Consider the following 24,090-nt stretch of genomic DNA (forward strand, 5'->3'; position numbering starts at 1 on the left):
TCAGATCCGCGACCACGTGTACGGGGCCGTTCCCGCGTCGACACGCCAGTCGACGCGGCCGCCTTCCCCGACGCTCGCGCTGTCGGTGAGCCAGAAGGTGACGTCGGGCGTCCACCCGGCGATCACGCTCGCCCACTCTGCGTCGACGGCGATGGGACGCGTCGCCGACGTCAGGTAGCACTCGACCGTCAGATGCACGGCGTCCCAATCGGACGCGACACGGGACCAATCGGGGATGAGCCAGCGGCCATCGCGACCGGTGGCGCGGAACCAGTCGTGTCGACGCGACGCGGTGACGTCGAGCGGGTATCGGCGGCAGAGCTCGGTCCAGTCTTCCTCCCGCGCGATCTCGTACGTCCGACCATCGCCGATTGCGGGGATCGCCGTCGCGCTTTCGAACCCGAGGAAGTCCTCGACGAGGCGCAGGCCCGCGGGCACGCCGTCGTCCATCTCGCCCGTGGTCGCAAGAACATCACGAGGAATGGAATCCCACTCGCCGCTCAGGGGCGCGGCCAGCTCCGTCGGGCGCTCTCGACGCGCACGCTCCTCATCGGCGAGCACATGCGCACGCCAGCGACGCAGTGCATCGGCGGCCGGGCGTGCGGGAGGCGCAGGGCCGCCCGCATCCTGCCAGTCGATCGTCCACTGGATGTGCCGTCGGGGCGATGACCACCACGACGGTGCCGCGCGTTCCACCTCGTCGGCGGTTGCACGCAGCGAGGCGCGGACGCCTTCGAGCCCGGCGACGTCGTCCTCCGTCCGCGGAGGCTGCCAGTACACTGCCGAGTCGACGCTCGTGACCAGCGCACTCGCGAGCTCCTCCGTTGTCCAGCCGGAACGCTGCGTTCGCTCGATGGCTTCAGCGAGATCGCTCGTGGGCCGCAGGGCGACCTCGCCCTTGTCGCGCGAACGTGCAGCCTCGAACAGCGCCGACCACACCGCGTCGTCGCGTGCGGCGAGCTCCAGGCACAGGCGTCTGCCACGAGGACCGGTGAGGACGGAGCTTCGCCAGCGCCCGCCCGCCTCCGGGGGCCGCGCCCCGCTCGTCTCGGGAGGAACCACCATCAACTCAGGATGGGATGAGCCCGAGCTCGCGCACGGCCGTGCGCTCGTCGGCGAGCTCGGCGACCGACGTGTCGATGCGGGCGCGCGAGAAGCCGTCGATCTCGAGGTCGGGCACGATCCGCCATCCGCCGTTCTCCGTCTGCACGGGGAAGGACGACACGAGTCCCTCGGGCACGCCGTAGGACCCGTCGGAGACGACCGCCATCGAGGTCCAGTCGCCTTCGGTCGTGCCGTTCAGCCAGTCGCGCGCGGCATCCACCGTCGCACTCGCCGCGGACGCTGCGGACGACGATCCGCGCGCCTCGATGATCGCCGTGCCCCGGTTCGCGACGGTCGGCAGGAACTCGCTCTCGATCCACGGACGGTCGACGAGCTCGAGCGCGGGCCGGCCTGACACCACGGCGTGCGACAGGTCGGCGTACTGCGTCGCGGAGTGGTTGCCCCAGATCGTCATGCGCGAGATCTCCGACACCGGCGCGCCCGTCTTGAGCGCCAGCTGCGCGAGAGCGCGGTTGTGGTCGAGACGGGTCAGGGCCGAGAAGCGCTCGGCCGGGATGTCGGGCGCGTTCTGCTGCGCGATCAGCGCGTTGGTGTTCGCGGGGTTGCCCGTGATGAGCACGCGGATGTCGTCGCCTGCGACGTCGTTCAGCGCCTGACCCTGGGCCGTGAAGATCGCTCCGTTGGCGGAGAGGAGATCGCCGCGGGTCATCTCGGCCGTGCGCGGGCGGGCGCCGACGAGGAGCGCGAGGTCGGCTCCGTCGAACGCGCGCCGCGCATCGTCGGTGATGTCGATCCCGGAGAGAAGGGGGAACGCGCAGTCGACGAGCTCCATCGCGACGCCCTCCGCCTTCGGCAGCGCGGGCGTGACCTCGAGCAGGCGGAGTTCGACCGGGCGGTCGCCGAGACCGCCGCTCGCGAGACGGAAGAGGAGGCTGTAGCCGATCTGACCGGCCGCGCCCGTGACGGCGATGCGAAGAGGTGTGACCATGACTCGACGCTACCGGTCGGCCGGTGCCTCCGGCAGGGCCGAGCGCAGCGGGCGGCGCAGGAACCGGTCGGCGATCTGCATCCCGATCCCGCCGTCGAGCAGCACGCCGTGCTTGGCGCCCTTGATCACGGTCAGTCGGGCGCCCGGGATGCGCGCGTCGAGGACCCGGGCGTTCTCGACCGGCGTCAGGGCGTCGAGCTCGCCGTGCAGCACGAGCGTCGGGGCCGTGATGTGCGGCAGGTCGGAGAGCGTGTCGTGCGCGCGGCTGGCGCGGTGGTGCCGGGCGAGGGCGGTGCGGTCGCGGCCGACGGCGAGGAGCCGCACCAGGTCGTCTTGCGCCTCGTCCCAGAAGACCGACGCGACCTCCTTCCGGTCGCGCGAGCGGATGGCGCGGTCGGCTTCGTCGGAACGCCGCGGGCCGTGCGCGTCGCCGGCCGATGTCGAGACGAGCACGAGCTTGCGCACGCGCTCGGGATGGTCGATCGCGAGCCACTGCGCGACGCGGCCGCCCATCGAATGCCCGACGACGTCCGCTCGTTCGATGCCCGCATCGTCGAGGATGTGCACGATGTCGTCGGCGAAGAGCCGCGTCGTGAAGCGCTCGGCCTCGCCCAGTTCGCTGTCGCCGATGCCGCGGTGGTCGAAGATCACGATCTGCCGATCGCGGAGGAGCCCCGGCCCCACGATCTGCCACGACCGGTGATCGACCGCCTGACCCGCGATGAGCACGAGCGGTGCGCCTTGCCCCGCGGTCCAGTACGCGAGTCGGATGCCGTCGGCCGCGGTCGCATCGTGCCGCACCCACTCGGGCCCGTAGGGATTGTCCGTCACTCGGACGAGGGTAGCCGGGTCAGAGGAGTGGGATGGTGCTAACGACCCCCGGCGGCAAGGTCGAGGAACGCGCCCAAAGGTGGGAGCTGCCCGTACAGGTCTGGGTAGACAGAGAACATCAGGCCTTCGACAGGCGATCCGTACGCCGGGTTGTCGTAGGTGATGCGCAGCTCGTCTGCAAAGTCCCAATACTCGGCTTCAAGCTGAGCTCGGTTACGTGAGAACGTGAGCACACCGTTGCCGTCGTCGCCGAGCACGGTTGATGCAGTCACCTCACCTTCGTAGGTCGGCAGGTGTTCTGTGGCGTCGCCATCGCCTGTCGCATATTTAAGGGTGACGGATGCCCTTGCTTTGCCGACGACATGCAGCGTGATCGTGGTGCGTTCGACCCCGTCGGAGCCTGCCACGCTTGTGGTCGCCTCGAGGTCGACTGGGATCAGGCTCTCGACACCGAGCTCGGAGAGCGTGGTTGGCATGGCCGCAGCGCCCCACACCGATGCGTCGCCGTAGCGGATCACCACGGTGTCATTTGAGGCGAGGCGATTTCCGTCGAGCTCAGGGACGACGGTTACTGAACCTCGCCCGGCAGCATCGAGAGGTTCCGAAGGCACTTCGACGCCGCCGATCTCGACGATTAGCGGAGCATGAGGTTCGCCGCTGATCGGCAGGATCACGGTGAATTGCTCTGCCTGGTCGTCCAGCAGCGCGGTGCTGATGCTGAGGTCGACATCGAGTAGCGTGCGAAGCCCGAGATCCTCGAGCGTTCGCGAGACAGGCGCAGCTGTCGCGTGCGACGAAGCATATGCCACGCGAATCTCTGCGTTCCTCTGTACGAGGTCATGAGTGAGGGGAAGGGCCACGACCGCGGTGCCCCCGGTAAGAGGCAGCGACGCAACTGTTGCGCCCCCAAGCTGAAGATTCACCTCGGCGTCGCGCTCGCCGGAGATGCTCACGCTGGCGCTATTCGCCTTGTCGTTGATCTCTACTCCAGCGACGTCGAGCTCGTCGTTGATCGCGACATCCTCGATATCGATCAGCTCGCCCAGCGTCGTGCGGTCCTCGAGGCCCGCGAGGGCGCCATCCCGATAGCGCACCTCGATCGGCAGATCGTCTCGGACCTCGCCCGGGCCGAGCGCGATGGTGAGCGTGGCCTTCCCCTCAGCATCGAGCGTTCGCGAGTCGTCGGACGAGGTCGACCCGTTGACGTACACGGAAACCTGCTTGCTGGCCTCGCCGGTCACAGCGAACTCGACGGTTCCGGCGTTCTTGTCGACATCGACCGCCGCGCCGATGTCGATCCGCTGCGGGGGCACCGGCGTCTCAGTCGGCGTCGGTTCCGGCGTGGGCGTCGGGCTCGCGGTCGGCGTCACCGTCGGAGTCGGAGTCGGAGTCGGAGTCGGCTCGGGCTCGACGGCCTCGAGCAGCGGATCGCGCACGCCCAGCGTCGACAGCGACGCGACGAACGACTCGCCCTCGACGTCGCGATAGGCGATCTCGAGCGTGACGTCGTCCATCACCTGGACGGCGGTGAGGGCGAACTGGAGCTCCGCGACGCCGTCGGCCGAGAACTCGCCCTCCGCGAGGGCATCCGCGTCGACCGCCGTGAAGAGGAGCATCGCAGAGGCCGCAGCGGGTGCCGAGCTCGACTCGGTCACGGCCACGGGCTCACCGGGCTCGCCGGTCACGTCGACCTGGACGATGCGCTCGCGTGCATCGACGACGGACGCACGCTCGAAGCCGATGGGCGCGGGGCTCTCGACCTCGGGCGCGGGCTCCGACGGCTGCGGCGTCGGCTCGGGCGACGGCTCGTCCGATGGGCTCGGCGCGGGCTCCTCCGACGGGCTCGGCTCGGGCGACGGCGCCTCTGACGGCTCGGGCTCGGCGGTCGGCTGCGGCTCGAGCGTGGGCTCGGCTGTCGGCTGGGGCTCGGCGGTCGGCTGAGGCTCGGCCGTCGGCTGGGGCTCGGCGCTCGGCTCGGGAGCCGGCGCCGGAGTGAGCGTCGGCGTCGGGGTCGGCGAAGCGGATGGCGCGGGCTCGTCGACCGGGGGAGCGATCGGCTCCTCGGGAGCCGGGGTCTGCGCGAGCAGCTCGTCGGAGGCCTCGATCGACGCGTCGGGCTGCGCGGCGTCCTCGAATGCCGACGCGGCCTCGTTCGCGGATCCCGCGAAGCCGCCCGTGAGCGTCGCCGCGAGCACCGTGCCCGCGACCGCGGCGGCCGCGATCCCGGCGCCGACGAGCCCGCCGATCGTCCACGCGGAGCTCGACGCCGACCCGCCGGCGGAGCCGCCCGATCCGCCCGTCCCGCCGCCCGCCGCAGCGAACCCGACCGACTTGGCGGCGCCATCCGCTGCCGCGCCCGTGGCCGCTCCGGCGCCGACGGCTCCGCCCGCGACCGCCACAGCGCCCTCGTATACCGACGACGGCATGGCCGCGAGCGCGACGAGCGCCGACTCGTCACGCTGGAGCGATGCGAGGTAGCCGGCGGTGCCGGTGACGCCGATCGTGAGCGGCAGGAGCACGAGGGCGAGTCGGCTGCCGACCTCCTTCGCCTCCGAGGCGACGATCGCGCAGCGCGCGCACTCGCCGAGGTGCGCGTCGACCTTGGCCTGGTCGCGCGCTCCGAGGTTGCCTCGCGTGTACGCGCCGAGGCGCTCGATCGTCCAGGCGTGCGCGGACCCGTCCTCGACGGAGGCGATGTGCGCCTGGATCCACGCCTCGCGCAGCCCCTCGCGAGCGCGGAACGCGAGCTGCGAGACGGCGGCCGCCTTCATGCCGAGCAGCGGCGCGATCTCCGCGGGCTTCATCTGCTCGATCTCGGTGTACCAGAGCACCTCCTGCCAGCGCGTGGGCAGGCTGCGGAAGGCGGTGTGGGTGAGGCTGCGGTCGAGCGCCTCGTCCGTGGCGACCTCGGTCGACTCCGGGTCCTCGACCTCCTCGAGCGCGTCGCTCGTCGCCTCCGTGCGCGCGCGGCCCCACGACGCCGCCACATTGCGGATAGTCGTGAAGAGGTAGGCGCGGAACGAGCCGGTCGGCCCGTTGCCGCGCTGGATCGACTGGAAGATCTTCGCGTATGACTCCTGCACGAGGTCGTCGGCGTCGAGGCTCGACGTGATCGACCGCGCGGCGACGATGCCCGATCGGTAGTGGCGTCGCCACAGCTCGCCGAACGCGTCGTGGTCGCCCGAGCGGGTGCGTAGGACGAGATCCGCGTCGGGGGTCGCCGATGCCGGCGCCTCGCCGTCGCTGAGGTTCTCGTCGTCTGTGGTCATAGGTGCGGGTCCGTGTCGGTGGGCACACCCCTCGTCGCATCGGTGGCGGCGGGTGCGCGTGCGGCCGACGTCGGGTCGTCAGGCCGGTGAACATCCTCCCGCGGATCGGGCGGCTCCGCCACCCCGATGTAGGGATTCACGGGGGATTTTCCGCCCGATGGCACGGTCACATCCGGAGTTCGACAAATTTCTCGGAAGTCGCGTAATGAAACCGCCCCACCGCCGTCTCATGCGGTGAGGGACGTTCCGCCCAGCTGCTGGGGAGCTTCGGGTCGGAGGTCTCGCGAGGCGGCATCGCCGCTCGCGACGAGGGGCTCGGACACTCGGGGGAGGGGTCCGGGCCCCTGATCTCTCTCCGGACGCCTCAGCGCACGGCGCCCGCCGTCCAGACGCGCGCGACCTCGAGCTCGCGGCTCCACAGAACCGCATCGGCGATCGCCCCGGTGCGGAGCGTGCCGAGGTCGTCGCGGCGCAGCACCTTGGCGGGTGTCGCCGTGAGCGCCCCGACCGCGTCGGGCAGCGGGACGCCGAGCCCGAGGACGCGGCGGAGCGCCACGTCCTGCGTGAGCGTGGAGCCCGCGATGGTGTCGGTGCCGCGCACCGTCGCGACGCCCTGCTCGACGACCACGTCGAGGGCGCCGATCGCGTAGTCGCCGTCGGCCATGCCGGTCGCCGCCATCGCGTCGGTCACGAGCGCGACCCGGCCCGGCGCCGCCCGGAGCAGCATGAGCATCACGGCGTCGGCGACGTGCACACCGTCGGCGATGAGCTCGAGCACGACCCGGTCGTCGCGCGCCGCGGTGGGGATGGGCCCCGGCCGGCGGTGGTGGATGCCCGGCATCGCGTTGAAGGCGTGCGTCACGAGCGTCGCACCGGCGTCGACGCCCGCCGCGGTCGCGTCGGCGTCGGCGTCGGTGTGCCCGATCGCCGCGATGACCCCCGCCGCTGAGATGGCGCGGATCGCGTCGATCGCGCCGGGCAGCTCGGGGGCGATCGTGATCTGCCGGATGGTCTGGGTTCCGCCGATCTCGCCTGCCGCGAGCAGGCGCGCGACCGTGTCGGCGTCGGGGTGGCGCAGGAGCTCGGGGTCATGCGCGCCGTGATGGCCGGGGTCCAGGAACGGCCCCTCGAGATGGCTGCCGAGGATGTCGTCCTCGTGCTGGGCGAGGCGCCCGATGGCGGCGACGCGCGCCTCGAGGTCGTCGACGGAGCCGGTCACGAGCGAGATGACCGCTCGCGTCGTGCCGTGCGCCCGGTGCAGAGCGCGTGCCGTCCGGATGGCGTCCGCCCCGTCCTCGTGGGCGGCGCCCGCACCGCCGTGCCCGTGCAGGTCGATCAGCCCCGGCGTGAGCACGGCGCCGTCGCCCGCGATCTCGGCCGCGTCGATGACGACATCGCCCGTCTGCGTTGCGGCGCGCCATCCGTCTCCGTCGCCGCGCGACGAGACGCGTCCGTCCTCGAAGCGGATCCAGCCGTCGCGCTCCGCGCGGCGGTCGGAGACGAGCAGCGTCGAGTGGATCACGGTCCCCATGCTCCCGACCCTCCCACATCCACCCGACCGCGGCCATCCGACTCGGGTCGGCTATGCTGTTCGCGTCGCGACTGGCGTTGAGGTGGTGCACCACCGGGAAGCGACCGAGACGGCATTCGACCGCACGCCTGGGCCGATGCGATGACCCCTTTTCGTCTGTCGTCTGGAGATCGCCATGACCGATCCGCTGTTCAACGCCCCCCTCGCCGAGGTCGACCCGGAGATCGCGGAGGTGCTGCAGCGCGAGCTCGATCGCCAGCGCGGCTTCCTCGAGATGATCGCGTCGGAGAACTTCGTGCCCGTCTCGGTGCTGCAGTCGCAGGGCTCCGTGCTCACGAACAAGTACGCCGAGGGCTACCCGGGCCGCCGCTACTACGGCGGCTGCGAGGAGGTCGACGTCGCCGAGGAGCTCGCGATCGCCCGCGCCAAGGAGCTGTTCGGCGCCGAGTTCGCGAACGTCCAGCCGCACTCGGGCGCCACCGCCAACGCCGCCGTGCTGCACGCGATCGCCCGCCCCGGCGACACCATCCTCGGCCTCTCGCTCGACCACGGCGGCCACCTCACGCACGGCATGAAGATCAACTTCTCCGGCCGTCTCTACGACATCGTCGCCTACGGCGTGAACCCCGAGACCTCGCTCGTCGACATGGACGAGGTGCGCCGCCTCGCCCTCGAGCACAAGCCGAAGGTCATCATCGCCGGCTGGTCGGCGTACCCCCGCCAGCTCGACTTCGCCGCGTTCCGCGAGATCGCCGACGAGGTGGGCGCGTACCTCTGGGTCGACATGGCGCACTTCGCGGGCCTGGTCGCCGCGGGTGTCCACCCGAGCCCCGTCCCGCACGCGCACGTCGTCTCGTCGACCGTGCACAAGACGATCGGCGGCCCCCGCTCGGGCTTCATCCTCACGAACGACGCCGACATCGCGAAGAAGATCAACTCGGCCGTCTTCCCGGGTCAGCAGGGCGGCCCGCTCATGCACGTGATCGCCGCCAAGGCGACCGCGTTCAAGCTCGCCGCGACGCCCGAGTTCAAGGACCGTCAGGAGCGCACCGTCCGCGGCGCGGCCATCCTCGCCGATCGCCTCTCGCAGCAGGACGTGAAGGACGCGGGCATCGCGGTCCGCTCGGGCGGCACCGACGTGCACCTCGTGCTCGTCGACCTGCGCGACGCCGCGATCAACGGCAAGGAGGCCGAGGACCTCCTGCACGACATCCGCATCACGGTCAACCGCAACGCCGTCCCGAACGACCCGCGCCCGCCGATGGTCACGTCGGGCCTGCGCATCGGCACGCCCGCGCTCGCGACGCGCGGCTTCGGCGACGCCGAGTTCACCGAGGTCGCCGACATCATCGCCCTCGCGCTGCTCCCCGGCGCCGACGTCGACGCCCTGCGCGAGCGCGTCGCGAAGCTCGCCGACGCGTTCCCGCTCTACCCCGGCCTCGAGCAGGTCGGCCAGGGCTACGCAGGCGTCTGAGGCGCCCCGATCCGTCGAGACTAGCCCCGGTCGTCGAAGCCAGCGCTCCCCGCGCTGGCCTGGACGACGGGCACTAGTCTCGACGGGTTCTGACCCACGAACGAGGGAAGACGAAGACGGATGACCGCACAGATTCTCGACGGCAAGGCGGCCGCGGCCGCGATCAAGGCGGAGCTCGCGGAGCGGGTCGCCGCCCTCGCGGCGAAGGGCGTCACGCCCGGCATCGCGACCGTGCTCGTCGGCGCCGACCCCGCGTCGCAGCTGTACGTCGGCATGAAGCACAAGCAGTCGGTGGCGATCGGGATGAACTCGATCCAGCGCGAGCTGCCGGCCGACGCGACCCAGGCCGACGTCGAGGCGCTGATCGACGAGCTCAACGCCGATCCGACGTGCCACGGCTACATCGTGCAGCTGCCGCTGCCCAAGCACATCGACACGGACGCGGTGCTCGAGCGCATCGACCCCGCGAAGGACGCTGACGGCCTGCACCCGACGAACCTCGGCCGTCTCGTGCTCAACGTGAACGCGCCGATCGCCACTCCGCTGCCGTGCACGCCCCGCGGCGTCATCGAGCTGCTCGTGCGCAACGGGTACGACCTGAACGGCAAGCACGTCGTGGTCGTCGGCCGCGGCGTGACGATCGGCCGCCCCATGGGGCTCCTGCTCACGCGGCGCGACGTCAACGCGACGGTCACCCAGGTGCACACGGGCACGCCCGACATGGCGCCGTACCTGCGTGAGGCCGACGTCATCGTCGCGGGCGCCGGCGTCAAGCACCTCATCCGCGCGGAGGACGTCAAGCCCGGCGCGGCCGTGCTCGACGTGGGCGTCACACGCGAGACCGACCCCGAGACTGGGAGGCAGCGGGTCTTCGGAGACGTGCACCCCGACGTCGCCGAGGTCGCGGGTTTCCTGTCGCCGAACCCCGGCGGCGTGGGCCCGATGACCGTGGCGCTGCTCATGACGAACGTCGTCGAGGCGGCCGAGCGTTCCCTCGCCTGAGTCGCGTCCGCCGACACGAACCCCGGTCCGCTCTCGTCGGGCCGGGGTTCTTCGTGAGAGACTCCCCGCATCCGGTCGACGGCGACCGGAGGGGCCGTCGGAGGGGCGGCCCTGAAGGGGACGAGAGGCCATCATGCACGCTCCGGAGCCCGAGCTCACCATTCCCGACGCACCCGTCTACGACCTCCTGTTCGCGGATCTCCGCGACGACGAGCGCGACCTCGTCGCTTTCATCGACGGCCGGACCGGCGACCCGCTGACCTACGGAGCGCTCGTCGACGCGATCGACGCCTTCGCGGGCGCGCTCGCCGCGCGCGGCATCGGCCCCGGAGACGTGGTCTCGCTGCACGCGGTCAACACCCCGGCCTTCGCGATCGCCTTCCACGGCATCCTCCGCGCCGGCGCGACGGCGACCACGGTCAACGCGCTCTTCACGCCGGGCGAGATCGAGAAGCAGCTGCGGATGGCCAGGGCCGTCGCGCACGTGACGGTCTCGCCGCTCGCGCCCGGCTCGGTGCCCGCAGCGCAGGCGACCGGCATCCCGGCCGAGCGCATCGTCGTCCTCGACGGGTGGGACGCGTTCCCGACCCTCCGCGACCTGCTGGCCGAGGGCCATCCCGCCCCCGACGTGACCCCGGAGGCGCGGAGCCAGGTCGCCGTGATCCCGTTCTCGTCGGGCACGACGGGCCTGCCCAAGGGGGTCATGCTCTCGCACCGCAACCTCGTCGCGAACGTGCAGCAGTGCGTCGCGCGACTGCACGTGTCGCCGCAGGAGCGCCTGCTCGCGGTGCTCCCGTTCTTCCACATCTACGGGATGACCGTGCTCCTGAACCTCGCGCTGCGCGCGCGTGCGACGCTCGTCACGATGCCGAGGTTCGATCTCGAGGAGTTCCTGCGCGTCCTGCAGGACCACCGCGTCTCCTACGCGTTCATCGCCCCGCCGATCGCGGTCGCCCTCGCGAAGCACCCGCTCGTCGACCAGTACGACCTGAGCGCCCTGCGCACGGTCTTCTCGGGAGCCGCGCCCCTCGACGAGCGACTCGGCCGCGCGGTCGCCGACCGTCTCGGCGTCGAGGTGCTGCAGGGCTACGGCATGACCGAGCTCAGCCCCGTCTCGCACGCCATGGTCCGCGGCGCGAGCGACGGCGTCCCGCTCTCGTCGATCGGGCCCGCCGTGCCGGGCACCGAGGCGCAGATCGTCGACATCGAGACGCACGCGGTGATCGAGGTGCCGGAGGAGGGGCGCTCGCGCTCGGGCGAGCTGTGGGTGCGCGGGCCGCAGGTGATGCTCGGGTACCTCGACAACCCGGAGGCGACGGCCGCGTGCCTGACGGAGGACGGGTGGCTGCGCACGGGCGACATCGCCGCGTACGACGCGAGCGGGGCCGTGTTCATCGTCGATCGGCTCAAGGAGCTCATCAAGCACAAGGGCTACCAGGTGGCGCCCGCGGAGCTCGAGGCGCTCCTGCTCGCGAGCGACCGCGTCGCGGATGCGGCGGTCGTGGGCGAGCCGCTCGAGGACGGCGACGAGGCGCCCGTGGCCTTCGTCGTCCCGCAGGGCGAGCCCCACGCCGACGCCGTGCTCGCCGAGCTCAACGGCCAGGTCGCGCCCTACAAGAAGCTGCGCCGGGTCGAGTTCGTCGACGCCATCCCGAAGTCCGCATCGGGCAAGATCCTCCGCAAGGATCTCAAGGCCCGCCTGGCGGAGGAGTGAGGATCATCCGCGGCGCTTGATGCGCGCCCGGGCGTCGTCGAGCATCCGCGTCGCCCGGCGCTCGAAGCGGTCGTCGATGAGGTCGTAGACGACCCACGCGACGAGCAGGTAGAGCGGCGGGAGGACGTAGCCCCAGAACCAGCCGCGCACGTCGACGTCCGACAGGGCGACCACGAGCATCCAGATGACGAGCTGCACGAGGAACGTCGCGAGGTACTGGACGAGCTTCTCGCCGATGCGCGCCCGCCGCGCGAGCGAGGACGCGGCGCCGCGGAAGATCCGTGCGAGGAGCGGCTTGAGCCAGATCGTCGCCAGCGCGAGCACGAGGGCCGCCCACCACGCGGCCCAGCCGACGGAGACGAACGGGACGAGCCATCCGACGACCGCGAGCACGAGCACGTCGAAGAGGTAGAGGCAGACGAGCCGGATGAACCACGCTTTCATGGCCTCAGCCTGCCACGCCGGCCGCTCGCCGGCTACGAGGCGGATGGCTCGCCCGCGAGGCGCAGCGTGCTCACCGACACGGTCGACTCCGTGCCGAGGAAGACGAGCGAGCCCGCGGCGATGCGCAGGGCGCTGTACGCGGGGTCGACGAGCCCCGTGCGGCGCGATGCGCTCGGGGGCTGCGAGGGCGAGGGGATGGCGGTGGCCGGCATGACGGCTCCTCGGGTCGGCGGCTGGTACTGCTCCAGCTTCCGCCCGGCGGGGCGTCGCGCACATCCCGCTGGGGGATGAACCCGGGTCATCCCAGGGTCCTCCTCCGGGATGACCCCGTCCAGGTTCTGCATGTCTCACACGGGGTGTGAAAGGGGCCGCCGAAACCACGGCGAGTGAGACATGCAGAAGGGGGGCGGGGGAGGTCAGTGCTCGCTGTGGCGGTCGAGGAACTCGTAGACCTCGAGGTCGTCGACGCCCGGGAAGGCGCCGCGGGGCAGCGGCGAGAAGATGTGCGTGTGGACGCGCGCGCTCGGCCACGCCTTGCCGCGCCACGGCGACTCCGCGACGCTCGGCGGCCGCCGGCAGCACGACTCGTCGGGGCAGCTCGACGACGCGCGCACCTGCGTCTCGCGTCCGCGCCACCACTTCGCGTCGTCGAACGGGACGCCGACGGTGATCGAGAACTCGCCCGAGCTGCGCGAGCCCGTCTGCGTCGCGCACCAGAACGTGCCGGCCGGGGTGTCGGTGTACTGGTAGTGCTCGGTCGTGCGGTTCTGCTGCTCGAAGGCGTTGCGCGCCGCGAACTTGCGGCACACGATCTGGCCCTCGATCGCACCGGTCACATCCTCGGGCAGCGGCAGGCCGTCATTCTCGTACACGCGCTCCACCTGGCCCTGGCTGCCCACCCTGAGGAAGTGCAGCCGCATGCCGAAGTGGGTCGTGAGCAGGTTCGTCATCCGCATGCCCGCCGCCTCGTGCGTCACGCCGAACGCGTCGCGGAAGTCCTCGACGGCGAGATTGCGGTCCTTGCGCGCCTGCTCGAGGAACGCCACCGCGGCGGTCTGCGGGATGAGGCAGCAGGCGGCGTAGTAGTTGATCTCGAGCCGCTGCTGGAGGAAGTCGGCGTAGTCGGTGGGCCGCTCGTGCCCGAGCAGCCGGTGAGCCATGGCCTGCAGAGCCATCGAGCGGAGACCGTGGCCGCCGGGGATCGACGCCGGGGGCAGGTAGATGCGGCCGTTCTCGAGGTCGGTGATCGAGCGCGTCGACGAGGGCAGGTCGTTCACGTAGATGAGCTCGAAGCCGAGCTGCTCGGCCATGATGCTCACCGTGCGGTGCTTGAGGGCGCCCGAGGTGTGGCCGGCCGCGCGCAGCTGGCGCTCGGCGAGCTCCTCGATCTCGGGCAGGTAGTTGTTGGCCGCGCGCTGCCGCAGGCGCAGCTCGGTGTTGGCGCGCCGCGCCTCCTCCGGGGTGGCGATCGCCTCGTTCTCACGGCGCTGCAGCTCGCGGTGCAGGCCGATGATCGACTCGATGGTCTCGTCGCTGAGACCCTTGGTCACCTTGATCGGCGGGACGCCGAGCTGGCGGAACACCTGGCTCGACTGCGCCCGCTCGAGCTCGATCTCGAGGGCGGCCCTGCGGTTCGGCGGCTCTCCTGAGATGAGGTCGGTGACGTTCGTGTCGACGGCGTCGGCGATGGCCTGCAGCAGCGAGAGCTTCGGCTCGCGCTTGCCGTTCTCGATGAGGCTCAGCTGGCTTCCGGCGACCCCGACGAGCGCGCCGAGCTCGTCGAGCGTCAGCCCCCGCTGCACGCGGTGATGGCGGATGCGGTGGCCGAGGGTCTTGAGCTCGAGGCCGGTCTTCTGGTCGCTCATCGGAGGCATTCCTTGATGATAGCTAAAGATCCATCATTCTTTCGACTTCGGATGGCCGAAAAGGCGGCAGAACCGAGAGAACCTGGCATGGCGACCACGTCTCACCCACAAGGAGCTCTGATGGCAATCGCCGAACCCCTCGCCCCTCACACGACGGACGCCCTCGCCGGCTTCGGCGCACGGCCCGCCTACGACGGCGCCGGCATGCGCGAGCTCGCCGCGTGGGTCGACGAGATCGCCCGTCTCACCCAGCCCGATCGCATCCACTGGGTCTCGGGCTCCGCGGAGGAGAACGCCGCGCTCATCGCCGACATGGTGGCCTCGGGTACGCTCATCCCGCTCGACGCCGAGAAGCGCCCGAACTCGTTCCTCGCGCGATCGCACCCCGGCGACGTCGCGCGCCTCGAGTCGCGCACGTACATCTGCTCGGAGCGCGAGGAGGACGCCGGCCCCACGAACAACTGGGCCGACCCCGCGCAGATGCGCGAGACGCTGAACCCGCTGTTCCGCGGCTCCATGCGCGGCCGCACGATGTTCGTCGTGCCGTTCTCGATGGGCAAGGTCGGCGGTCCGATCTCGCAGATCGGCGTGCAGGTCACCGACAGCCCGTACGCGGTCGCGTCGATCGAGATCATGACCCGCGTCGGCGACGACGTCACGCGCCTCATCGCCGAGGGAGCCGACTGGGTGCGCACGGTGCACACCGTCGGAGCCCCGCTCGAGCCGGGCGAGGCCGACGTCGCGTGGCCGTGCAACGACGAGAAGTACATCGTGCACTTCCCCGACACGCTCGAGGTCTGGTCGTTCGGCTCGGGCTACGGCGGCAACGCCATCCTCGCGAAGAAGTGCTTCGCGCTCCGGATCGCCTCGGTGCTCGGGCGCGACCAGGGCTGGATGGCCGAGCACATGCTGCTCATCCGCGTCATCGACCCCGCCGGCCGCGCGTACCACGTGGCCGCGGCCTTCCCGTCGGCCTGCGGCAAGACGAACCTCGCGATGCTGCGCCCCACCATCCCCGGATGGAAGGTCGAGACCCTCGGCGACGACATCACGTGGATCCGCCCCGGCGCCGACGGCCGGTTCCACGCGATCAACCCCGAGGCCGGGTTCTTCGGGGTCGCACCCGGCACGGGCGCGTCGACGAACGTCACCGCGGTCGAGACGCTGTGGGGCAACGTGCTCTTCACGAACGTCGCGCTGACCGACGACGGCGACGTCTGGTGGGAGGGCCTCACGGACGAGACGCCCGCGCACCTCATCGACTGGCAGGGCCAGGACTGGACGCCGGACGCGGGCCGCCCGGCCGCCCACCCGAACTCGCGCTTCACCGTGGCCGCCGATCAGGCGCCGTCGATCGCGGACGACTGGGAGGAGGCGGTGCCGCTCGATGCCATCCTCTTCGGGGGCCGTCGCGCGACGAACGTCCCGCTCGTCGTCGAGGCGTTCGACTGGGAGCACGGCGTCTTCCTCGGGTCGACGATCTCGTCGGAGCGCACCGCGGCGGCCGAGGGCACCGTGGGCGAGCTGCGTCGCGACCCGTTCGCGATGATGCCGTTCTGCGGGTACAACATGGCCGACTACTTCGGGCACTGGCTCGAGATGGGCGGCAAGGCCGAGCAGCTCCCGCGGATCTTCCAGGTCAACTGGTTCCGCAAGGGCGCTGACGGCCGCTTCCTCTGGCCCGGGTTCGGCGAGAACTCGCGCGTGATCGACTGGATCATCCGTCGCCTGCAGGGCGAGGTCGAGGCTGTGCCGTCCGCCATCGGCCTGCTGCCGGTCGTCGCCGACCTCGACCTCGACGGCATCGATGTGCCCGCAGCCGACCTCGAGGAGCTCTTCGAGGTCGACCCGACGTCGTGGCTCGCCGAGGCGGCGCTCACCGAGGAGTTCTACGACACGTTCGGCGACCGCGTCCCGACCGCGCTGCGGGCGCAGCTCGCGGCTCTTCGCGAGCGTCTCGAGTCCGCGAAGGCCTGATCCGCACAGACGGCCTTCCGCCGCGTCCACCCGGACCGCACGCCGGGTGACGCACCCCAGCGGCCCGCCCCCTTCCGATCCGGGGCGGGCCGCTTCATGCTCGGCTCACGCGCGCAGGATGGCCATGGCCCGGTCGACCGCGGTGCGCGCGTCGGATGCGTCGATCGGAGCGTCGGCGAAGAGCTCGATCTGCGCGTCGCCCGTCGCCCGCTGCGCCATCGCGGGCGGCTTCCACACGCCGACGATCTCGCCGTCGTGCACGATGAGGGGCCGCACCATGCCGTTGGCGCCGGGACCTGCGGCCGCGAGCGCCTCGGGGGATGCGGTCACGGTGCGGTCGGCGTAGGCGATGTAGAACTCCTCGAACGTCGGCAGGGCGAACGTCCGCGCGGCGTCGGGAGCGGTGCGCGGCCGCGCGGGAGACGCGTAGAGCGGCTCGTCGGCGTCGCGGACGACCCTCACCCGATCCGCCGCGGCGGCAGCGGCCGCGCGTGCCGTGGTGAGCGGGAGCCCGGCCCACCAGGCGAAGTCGCGCGCCGTGGCCGGTCCGTGCCCCGCGATGTAGCGCGCGAAGAACTCGGCGAGCGGGTCGGCGGGCGATGCGGACTCGCGGATCCACTCCTCGGCGAGGACGAGGTGCTGCTCGCGCGGCTCGACCCCGTCGCGATGGACGACGGGGCCCCAGACGAGGACGCGGTGGAGCGCGAGCGTGACGATGAGGTGGTAGCCGCGCTGACCGGCCGTCGAGATGCCGCCCGACTCCCAGACCGCGGCGATCTCCGCGCGGGTCAGGCGGCCGCCGCCGCGCAGGGCGCCCACGGCGAGCGTCTCGGCGCGCGCGATGTCGTCGTCGGCGATGCCCAGGTCGCGCAGCCGCTTCGCGTCGGCCTGCAGCATCCGCGTGGCGGTGACCGACAGCATCCAGCCGAGGTCCTCGGCCGCGACGGTGTGCAGCGTGCCGCGCTGGGTCCACGCGCGCACGAGTGCGCCGCGGTCGTAGGCGCGGTCGACGGCCGACACCCCTGCGCCGCGCGTCCGTGCGGCGAGAGCCAGCCGGCCGCCCCAGAAGTCCTGGGACTGGGTGGCGGTCAGATGGCGGGCGGCGTCGACGGGCGTGCGCGCGGGAGCGACGAGCCGGTGGTGGCGCAGGCGCGCTCGCCGCAGGGCCGGGAGATCCATGCCGCCCATCCTGCCCGTGGCCGCCGACATCGGGGAAGGCGACTCACACGAGCAGCTGGTGCTTCGCGAGATCGCGGTAGAGCGGCACGCTCGCGACGAGCTCCGAGTGCGTGCCCTGGCCGATCACCCGGCCGCGATCGAGCACGATGATGCGGTCGCTGTCGACGACGGTCGAGAGGCGGTGCGCGATCACGATGAGCGTGCGCCCCTCGGCGACCGCGTCGATCGCCTCGCGCATCCTCTGCTCGTTGACGCCGTCGAGGGACGACGTCGACTCGTCGAGGAGCAGGATGGGCGGAGCCGCGAGCAGCGCGCGGGCGATCGCGAGCCGCTGGCGCTCGCCTCCGGACAGCATGACGCCGTCCTCGCCCACCGGGGTGTCGATCCCGAGCGGGCTGCGGTCGACGATCTCGCCGAGGTTCACGGCGCGCAGCACGCGGTCGCAGTCGGCGTCGCTCGCGTCGGGCGAGGCGAGGCGGAGGTTGTCGGCGAGAGTGCCGGCGAGCGTCGGCGCGTCCTGCTCGACGTATCCGAAATGCGACCGCAGCTCGGCACGGGCCAGATCGCGGATGTCGACGCCGTCGAGGAGGACCGCGCCGCCCGTCGGGTCGTAGAAGCGCTCGATGAGCGAGAGGATGGTCGACTTGCCCGCGCCGGACGGGCCGACGAGCGCCACGCGCGCGCCGTGCGGCACCTCGAAGGAGACGCCGCGGAGCACCTCGCGGTCGGCCTCGCTCGGCGCTTGCGCCGCCTCCTCGTCGAGCGGCCCCGCCTCGAGGTGCGCGCGCTCGATCGCCCGCTGCGCCTCGCGCGCCGCCTCCTCGCGTGCCGCGACCGCGGCCGCGGGGTAGGCGAAGCGCACGTCGCGGAAGGCGATCGCCGGCGCCGCGCCATCCGCGGTCGCCGGCGCCGCGCCATCCGCGGTCGCCGGTGTCGCGCCATCCGCTGCCGTCGCGCCCGTGCCATCCGCTGCAGGAGAATCCGCCCGCTGCAGGAGGATTCCCGCGGAGGGGTCCTGCTCTCGCGCGTCCGTCCTGCCGCCGCGCGGGGTCGCCGGCGCGGCGTCGGCGCGGACGCGGTCGTCGGCGTCCTCGGTGGGGAGGTCGAGGACCTCCTGGATGCGCCCGAGCGCGCCGAGCGCCTGGCCGACGCTCGCGATGGCCCCGAACGCCGAGGCGAGGGGCATGATGAGGAGGAAGAGGAACATCACGAACGTGACGAGGCTCGCGATGGTGAGCGCTCCCGATGCGACGCGCATGCCGCCGACGCCGAGCACGACGAGCAGCGAGACCTGCATCGCGATGCCCGCGACCGGGACGACGAGCGCAGACGCCTTCGCGACGCGGATGCCGGCGTGGTACGCGGCGGTCGCCATCGCGCCGACCGACTCCTGCTCGCGGTCGGTCGCTCCCGCCGCGCGGATGGTGCGGATGGATCCGATCACGCGCTCGACGCCGCTCGAGAGCTCGCCCACGCGCTCCTGCTGCGCGGCCGATGCGGCGCGGATGCGACCGGACAGGAGCCCGACGGCGGCACCGGAGACGCCGATGACGCCGACGATCGTCAGCAGCAGCACGGGGTCGATGAAGAGCATCGCCACGAGGGCGCCGACGAACAGGAGGGCGTTGCCCACGCTGTCGGCGAGGCCCTGGGTGAGGACGGCGTAGAGCAGCGTCGTGTCGGTGCCGACGCGCGAGACGAGGTCGCCGGTGCGCCGCGCGTCGAACTCGCTCACCGGGAGGTGGAGGATGCGCGCGATGAGGCGGCGCCGGCTCGAGTGGACGACCGCGGTGCCCGTGCGCTGCAGGAGGTAGTGCTGGTACGCGCCCACGGCGCTCGAGGCGAGGACGAGGAGGACGAGAGCCCACAGCAGCCACCCGAGAGGTGAGCTGGCCTGGACGCGGTCGATCACCTGCCCGATGAGGAGCGGCTGGACGAGCGTCGCGACCGCCTCGACGATGCTCAGCACCGCGACGACGACGAGCACGCCGCGGTGCTCCAGGAGGAAGGGGAGCAGCTGCCGGAACGACGCGCGCGGTCCTTCCTCTGCACGCGGTCGCGCGAAGAGCGAGCGGCGTGCGCGCGGGGCGGTCTGGCTCACGGGGTCTCCTTCCGAGGTGCGCGGGGGATCGCCGAGCGCACCTCAGCCAGCCTAGGCAACCGCCCCGCGCATCGGCTCAGCGTCGGGAGGCCGCTGCGACCGCCGCGTCGTCGTCGAGGTCGACGTCCTTCGTCTCCTTGCCGATGAGGAGCGCGACGAGCGTGAGCACGCCGGCCGCGGCGAGGTACACGCCGACGAGCCAGGGGTTGCCGCCGCCGAGGGCCCACAGACCCAGCGCGATCGAGGGCGCCACGGCGGCGCCGAGGATCGATGCGACGTTGTACGACACGGCCGAGCCGGTGTACCGCACGTTGGTCGGGAACAGCTCGGGAAGCAGCGCGCCCATGGGCCCGAACGTCATGCCCATGAGGAGGAATCCGAAGATGAGGAACGCCTGCACGAGCGCACCCGTGAACTTCTCCTGGCCCTGCGGCAGGAGGAAGACGACGAAGAGCAGACCGAACACGATGATCGCGGTCGTGACCCAGATGAGGAGACGGCGGCGTCCGACCGAGTCGGCGAGCGGTCCCGAGAGCAGCGTGCAGAGGCCGAAGAACACGACGCCGATGATCTGCATGAGCACGAAGTCGACGTACGTGAACCCGAGCCCGGGCACGAAGGTCGCGGGGTCGACGCCCTCGGGGGCGGTCGCCGGGCGGGTGCCGTACGCGAGCGTGAAGCTCGTCATGAGGTAGAAGAGCACGTAGGTCGCGAGCATGTAGAAGGTGCCCAGGATGAGCGGGCGCCAGTGCGTGCGGACGGTCGCGCCGAGCGGGAACTTCTGGATCGCGCCGGTCTTCTCCGCCTTCGTGAACGAGTCCGACTCGACGAGCTTGAGGCGGACCCAGAGGCCGATGATCACCATGACGGCGGAGAAGAGGAACGGGATGCGCCAGCCCCACGCGAGGAACGCCTCCGATGCGAGGCCACCCTCGCCGGGCAGGGCGAAGTTGATCACGAGGAAGAGGGTGTTCGCGATGATGAAGCCGATCGGCGCGCCGAGCTGGGGGAACGTCCCGTAGAGGGCGCGCTTGCCGGCGGGCGCGTTCTCGGTCGCCACGAGCGCGGCGCCCGACCACTCGCCGCCCAGCGCGAAGCCCTGCGCGAGCCGCAGGATGAGCAGGAGGAGCGCTGCCCACGCGCCGATGAGCTGGTAGGTCGGCAGCAGGCCGATGAGGAAGGTCGCGATGCCCATCGTGAGCAGCGATGCGACGAGGGTCGCCTTGCGTCCGAACCGGTCGCCGAAGTGGCCGAAGACGATCGCCCCGACCGGGCGCGCGAGCATCGCGGCGCCGAAGGTCGCGAACGACGCGAGCAGCGCCGTGGTCTCGTTGCCCGTCGGGAAGAAGAGAGCAGGGAAGACGAGGACGGCCGCCGTCGCGTAGGCGTAGAAGTCGTAGAACTCGATCGTCGTGCCGACGAGGCTCGCGGTGATGACGCGGCCGCGCGTGTTCGCGGGCGTGGCGGCGGCGGGGGCGTCGGGGCTCTGTGCTGCGGTGGATGTCATGGAGATGCCTGTCCGGAGGGAAGACGGCGGCGCGGAGGGCGCTCGCCGGGGAGACGGCGTCGGCGTCGTCGCCGGCTGGATGGCCGTCTCGACGCGCGGACGCGATCGTCAAGTCTACGCGCCCTCAGCAATACGGAGACCGCGACGGCCCCTCGCGCGAAAGGTGCGCAGAGGGGCCGTCGTGCGTGCCGGAGCCGGTGGGCGGAATGCTCAGCGGCCCGAAGGCTCGGATGCGGTCACCAGATGACCGCGATCGTCGCGTTCGCGAGCGTGAGGATGCCGACCATCCAGAACAGCGCGGGCGGCGTCTGCGCGCCGCGCTTCTGCCGTGCGGAGAGGATGCCGAGGAGCGCGCCGATCACGAGGAGCACGACGAGCTTGACGCCGATCTTGGCGTAGTTCAGGTCGCCGTCCACGCCCCACGGGGCGGCCAGAGCGAGACCCGCGAGACCGGCGATCGCGAGCCCCCAGTGCATGAGCCGCGTGACGTGCGTCCGCCGGTTCGCGACCTCGACGAGCCACGAGCCGAAGAGCGTCGCGAAGCCGACGAGGTGGATGACGATGACGATGCTGCGCAGGATCTCCATGAGCACACCCTACGGGTTTTCTACGATATGTAGAAGGAAGGTCGCCCTCAGCCGCGGAGCGCGCGCAGCGTGAGCGCCGTGCGCAGCGCCGCGTCGGCCGCCTCTGCGCCCTTGTCCTCCTTCGAGCCAGGCAGGCCCGCGCGGTCGAGGCCCTGCTGCTCATCGTCCAGGGTGAGCACGCCGAAGCCGACCGGCTTGCCGGTGTCGAGCGCGACGCGCGTGAGGCCATCCGTCGCGGCGTTCGAGACGAAGTCGAAGTGGGGCGTTCCTCCGCGGATGATGACGCCGAGGGCGACGACCGCGTCCGCGCCCGCCTCGAGCGCCGCCTTCGCGACGACCGGGAGCTCGAACGAGCCCGCCACGCGCACGAGCGTCGACTCGGCGCCCGCCGCGTCGAGGGTGCGCTGCGCCCCTGCGATGAGCCCGTCGGTGATCTCGTCGTGCCACGTGCCCGCGACGATCGTCACGCGCAGGCCATCCGCCGCGATGCCGCCCTTCTCGGGTGCTCCCTTGCCGCTCACTTCTCTGCTCCTTCGTGCATCTGGGCGACCGCCGCGGCGAGCGCCTCCTCGCCGATCACGTGACCCATCCGGTCGCGCTTCGTCTCGAGGTACTGGTGGTTGTTGGGTCCGACGCCGACGATCAGCGGCACCTGCTCGACGACCTCGAGCCCGAGGGCGCGCAGCTGGCTGACCTTGTCGGTGTTGTTCGTGAGGAGGCGGATGCGCTCGACGCCGAGATCGGCGAGGATGCCCGCGGCCGCCGCGTAGTCGCGCGCGTCGGCGGGGAGTCCGAGCGCCGTGTTGGCGTCGACGGTGTCGAGGCCGCGCTCCTGCAGCGCGTAGGCGCGCAGCTTGTTGATGAGGCCGATGCCGCGCCCTTCGTGCCCGCGCATGTAGATGACCACGCCGCCGTCCTGCTCGATCGCGTCGAGCGCGGCGTCGAGCTGGGGGCCGCACTCGCACTTGAGCGAGCCGAACGCCTCGCCCGTGAGGCACTCCGAGTGCACGCGCACGAGGGGCGCGTCGTCGGTGAGGTCGCCCTTGACGACCGCGAGGTGGTCGGTGCCGGTGATCCGGTCCTTGTATGCGAGGAAGCGGAAGACGCCGTGCGAGGTCGGGACGGTGGAGTCCGCGCGCAGGCTCACCTGGCGGCGGAACGGCGTGACGGGCTCCGCCGACGGGTCGTTCTCCTCGAGGTAGGCGATGAGCTGCTCGATCGTGACGACAGGGAGCCCCTCGCGCTGTCCAAGCTCGATGAGACCGGGGAGGCGCATCATGTCGCCGTCCTCCGCCACGACCTCGCCGATCACGCCGACGGGTGCGAGGCCCGCGAGGCGCATGAGGTCGACCGCGGCCTCGGTGTGGCCCGAGCGCTCGCGGACGCCGCCGGGCACGGCGCGCAGGGGCAGGATGTGGCCGGGGCGGATGATGCTCGTCGGCGTCGACTCGGGGTCGGCGAGAACGTTGACCGTGCGGGCGCGATCGTGCGCGCTGATGCCCGTCGTGACGCCCTCGGCCGCGTCGACGCTCACCGTGTACGCGGTCGACCGCGCGTCCTCGTTCACGGCCACCATGGGCGCGAGGTCGAGGCGGTCGGCCCAGTCCTGGGGCATGGGGGCGCACAGGAAGCCCGAGGAGTACCGCACGGTCCAGGCGATCCACTCGGGTGTCGCGAGCTGCGCCGAGAGGATGACATCGCCCTCGTTCTCGCGGTTCTCGTCGTCGGCCACGAGGACGGGGCGGCCCGCCCGGAGCGCCTCGAGCGCCTCGGGGATGGTCGACAGCTGGCTGGCAAGGCTCATCGCGAGCCTCCTTCGGGGGTGGAGCGGAGGATGACGAAGTCGGCGGGCGGAACGTCGTACGTCGCGAAGGACGACTCGTGACCCGTCCCGGCCTCGCGCTGGGCGGTCGCGACGGCCGCGCGGACGGGCGCGGGGGTCGCCTGCTGCGCGCCGAAGGACAGCAGCCGCTGCACGTGGCGCGCGAGGATGTCGGTCTCGAGGTTGACGGCGTCGCCGACGCGGCGCTCGCCGAGGGTCGTCGCCTCGAGCGTCTCGGGGATGAGCGACACCTCGAACCACGGCGTCGGCTCGTGGGCGGGGCTGACGGCGCTCACGGTGAGCGAGACGCCGTCGACCGCGATCGAGCCCTTGTCGACGACGAGGGGCGCGAGCTCGGCGGGGAGCGCGATGCGCACGACGCGCCACTGCCCGCCGGGCCGGACGTCGACGAGGGTTCCCGTGCCGTCGATGTGCCCCTGCACGATGTGGCCGCCGAGCCGGCCGCCCGAGGCCGTCGCCCGCTCGAGGTTGACGGGGGTGCCCGTCCGCGCCGCGTCGAGCGTCGACATGTCGAGCGTCTGCTTCATGACGTCTGCCGTGAAGCCCTCGTCCGTCCAGTCCACGACCGTGAGGCACACGCCGCTCACCGCGATCGAGTCGCCGTGGTGCACGTCCTCGATCACGCGCGGGGCGTGGAGCGTGAGGCGCACGCCGTCGCCGGAGGGCTCGATCGCCGTGATGCGGCCGATCTCCTCGATGATGCCGGTGAACAT

At 71.8% G+C, this 24,090-nt stretch carries 19 protein-coding genes and 1 riboswitch; of the genes, 4 read left to right on the forward strand and 15 right to left on the reverse strand.

All coding sequences use genetic code 11. From position 1 onward, the window contains the following. The 5 genes from ACWXWW_RS06975 to ACWXWW_RS06995 all read right to left on the reverse strand — a co-directional run bounded on the left by ACWXWW_RS06975 (position 1) and on the right by ACWXWW_RS06995 (position 7,684). Positions 1-1,065, reverse strand: coding sequence for a hypothetical protein (locus ACWXWW_RS06975; RefSeq protein ID WP_421075427.1), 1,065 nt, complete (start codon positions 1,063-1,065; stop codon positions 1-3). A gap of 4 nt (positions 1,066-1,069) precedes the next feature. Continuing rightward, positions 1,070-2,053 (reverse strand): malate dehydrogenase, encoded by a 984-nt coding sequence (locus ACWXWW_RS06980; RefSeq protein ID WP_455969437.1) that lies wholly within the window; start codon positions 2,051-2,053, stop codon positions 1,070-1,072. Between the two features lie 9 nt (positions 2,054-2,062). Next, positions 2,063-2,884 carry an alpha/beta fold hydrolase gene (locus ACWXWW_RS06985; RefSeq protein WP_455969438.1) on the reverse strand — a complete coding sequence of 274 codons (822 nt, stop codon included), beginning with the start codon at positions 2,882-2,884 and terminating at the stop codon, positions 2,063-2,065. 38 nt (positions 2,885-2,922) lie between these two features. Continuing rightward, entirely contained in the window at positions 2,923-6,153 is a 3,231-nt protein-coding gene (locus tag ACWXWW_RS06990) for a sigma-70 family RNA polymerase sigma factor (protein WP_455969439.1), read from the reverse strand. A gap of 364 nt (positions 6,154-6,517) precedes the next feature. Next, positions 6,518-7,684, reverse strand: a complete 1,167-nt coding sequence (locus ACWXWW_RS06995; RefSeq protein WP_455969440.1) for an N-acetylglucosamine-6-phosphate deacetylase — start codon at positions 7,682-7,684, stop codon at positions 6,518-6,520. 57 nt (positions 7,685-7,741) lie between these two features. Further along, positions 7,742-7,825: riboswitch (ZMP/ZTP riboswitch) on the forward strand. A gap of 34 nt (positions 7,826-7,859) precedes the next feature. Between ACWXWW_RS06995 and glyA the strand changes: the two genes are divergently transcribed. The 3 genes from glyA to ACWXWW_RS07010 all read left to right on the forward strand — a co-directional run bounded on the left by glyA (position 7,860) and on the right by ACWXWW_RS07010 (position 11,874). Continuing rightward, a complete protein-coding gene (gene glyA / locus ACWXWW_RS07000; RefSeq protein ID WP_324014105.1) occupies positions 7,860-9,158 on the forward strand; it encodes a serine hydroxymethyltransferase in 1,299 nt (432 codons plus the stop codon). Positions 9,159-9,278: 120 nt separating this feature from the next. Beyond that, on the forward strand, positions 9,279-10,160 hold the full coding sequence (locus ACWXWW_RS07005) for a bifunctional methylenetetrahydrofolate dehydrogenase/methenyltetrahydrofolate cyclohydrolase (protein ID WP_282979446.1): 882 nt from the start codon (positions 9,279-9,281) through the stop codon (positions 10,158-10,160). 133 nt (positions 10,161-10,293) lie between these two features. Next, entirely contained in the window at positions 10,294-11,874 is a 1,581-nt protein-coding gene (locus ACWXWW_RS07010; RefSeq protein ID WP_455969441.1) for an AMP-binding protein, read from the forward strand. 3 nt (positions 11,875-11,877) lie between these two features. Here the strand turns inward: ACWXWW_RS07010 and ACWXWW_RS07015 are convergent, their stop codons facing one another. The 3 genes from ACWXWW_RS07015 to ACWXWW_RS07025 all read right to left on the reverse strand — a co-directional run bounded on the left by ACWXWW_RS07015 (position 11,878) and on the right by ACWXWW_RS07025 (position 14,183). Continuing rightward, the gene (locus ACWXWW_RS07015) at positions 11,878-12,318 is read right to left on the reverse strand and encodes a hypothetical protein (RefSeq protein WP_282979444.1); all 441 of its coding nucleotides are present in this window, start codon (positions 12,316-12,318) and stop codon (positions 11,878-11,880) included. A 32-nt stretch (positions 12,319-12,350) separates the two neighbouring features. Beyond that, positions 12,351-12,530 carry a hypothetical protein gene (locus ACWXWW_RS07020; RefSeq protein WP_455969442.1) on the reverse strand — a complete coding sequence of 60 codons (180 nt, stop codon included), beginning with the start codon at positions 12,528-12,530 and terminating at the stop codon, positions 12,351-12,353. A 204-nt stretch (positions 12,531-12,734) separates the two neighbouring features. After that, positions 12,735-14,183 (reverse strand): helix-turn-helix domain-containing protein, encoded by a 1,449-nt coding sequence (locus ACWXWW_RS07025; protein WP_416383290.1) that lies wholly within the window; start codon positions 14,181-14,183, stop codon positions 12,735-12,737. A 120-nt stretch (positions 14,184-14,303) separates the two neighbouring features. Here ACWXWW_RS07025 and ACWXWW_RS07030 point away from each other — a divergent pair, with 120 nt between their 5' ends. Then, the gene (locus ACWXWW_RS07030) at positions 14,304-16,160 is read left to right on the forward strand and encodes a phosphoenolpyruvate carboxykinase (GTP) (protein ID WP_455969443.1); all 1,857 of its coding nucleotides are present in this window, start codon (positions 14,304-14,306) and stop codon (positions 16,158-16,160) included. Between the two features lie 105 nt (positions 16,161-16,265). On the opposite strand, the gene ACWXWW_RS07035 is transcribed toward ACWXWW_RS07030, so the two are convergent. From ACWXWW_RS07035 to ACWXWW_RS07065, 7 genes are all read right to left on the reverse strand, one after another. Further along, the gene (locus ACWXWW_RS07035; protein WP_455969444.1) at positions 16,266-17,339 is read right to left on the reverse strand and encodes a winged helix DNA-binding domain-containing protein; all 1,074 of its coding nucleotides are present in this window, start codon (positions 17,337-17,339) and stop codon (positions 16,266-16,268) included. A gap of 43 nt (positions 17,340-17,382) precedes the next feature. Next, on the reverse strand, positions 17,383-19,440 hold the full coding sequence (locus ACWXWW_RS07040; protein WP_455969445.1) for an ABC transporter ATP-binding protein: 2,058 nt from the start codon (positions 19,438-19,440) through the stop codon (positions 17,383-17,385). A 76-nt stretch (positions 19,441-19,516) separates the two neighbouring features. Beyond that, on the reverse strand, positions 19,517-20,947 hold the full coding sequence (locus tag ACWXWW_RS07045) for an MFS transporter (protein ID WP_421075437.1): 1,431 nt from the start codon (positions 20,945-20,947) through the stop codon (positions 19,517-19,519). Between the two features lie 236 nt (positions 20,948-21,183). Beyond that, positions 21,184-21,534 (reverse strand): Fe-S protein, encoded by a 351-nt coding sequence (locus tag ACWXWW_RS07050; RefSeq protein WP_324014114.1) that lies wholly within the window; start codon positions 21,532-21,534, stop codon positions 21,184-21,186. 47 nt (positions 21,535-21,581) lie between these two features. Beyond that, entirely contained in the window at positions 21,582-22,055 is a 474-nt protein-coding gene (gene ribH / locus ACWXWW_RS07055) for a 6,7-dimethyl-8-ribityllumazine synthase (RefSeq protein ID WP_282979437.1), read from the reverse strand. After that, positions 22,052-23,338 carry a GTP cyclohydrolase II gene (gene ribA, locus ACWXWW_RS07060; RefSeq protein ID WP_271173605.1) on the reverse strand — a complete coding sequence of 429 codons (1,287 nt, stop codon included), beginning with the start codon at positions 23,336-23,338 and terminating at the stop codon, positions 22,052-22,054. The genes ribH and ribA overlap by 4 nt, the downstream gene beginning before the upstream one ends. Beyond that, positions 23,335-24,090, reverse strand: coding sequence for a riboflavin synthase (locus ACWXWW_RS07065; RefSeq protein WP_455969446.1), 756 nt, complete (start codon positions 24,088-24,090; stop codon positions 23,335-23,337). Before ACWXWW_RS07065 ends, ribA begins: the two co-directional genes overlap by 4 nt.

The sequence above is a fragment of the Microbacterium sp. KNMS genome, assembly GCF_053851835.1.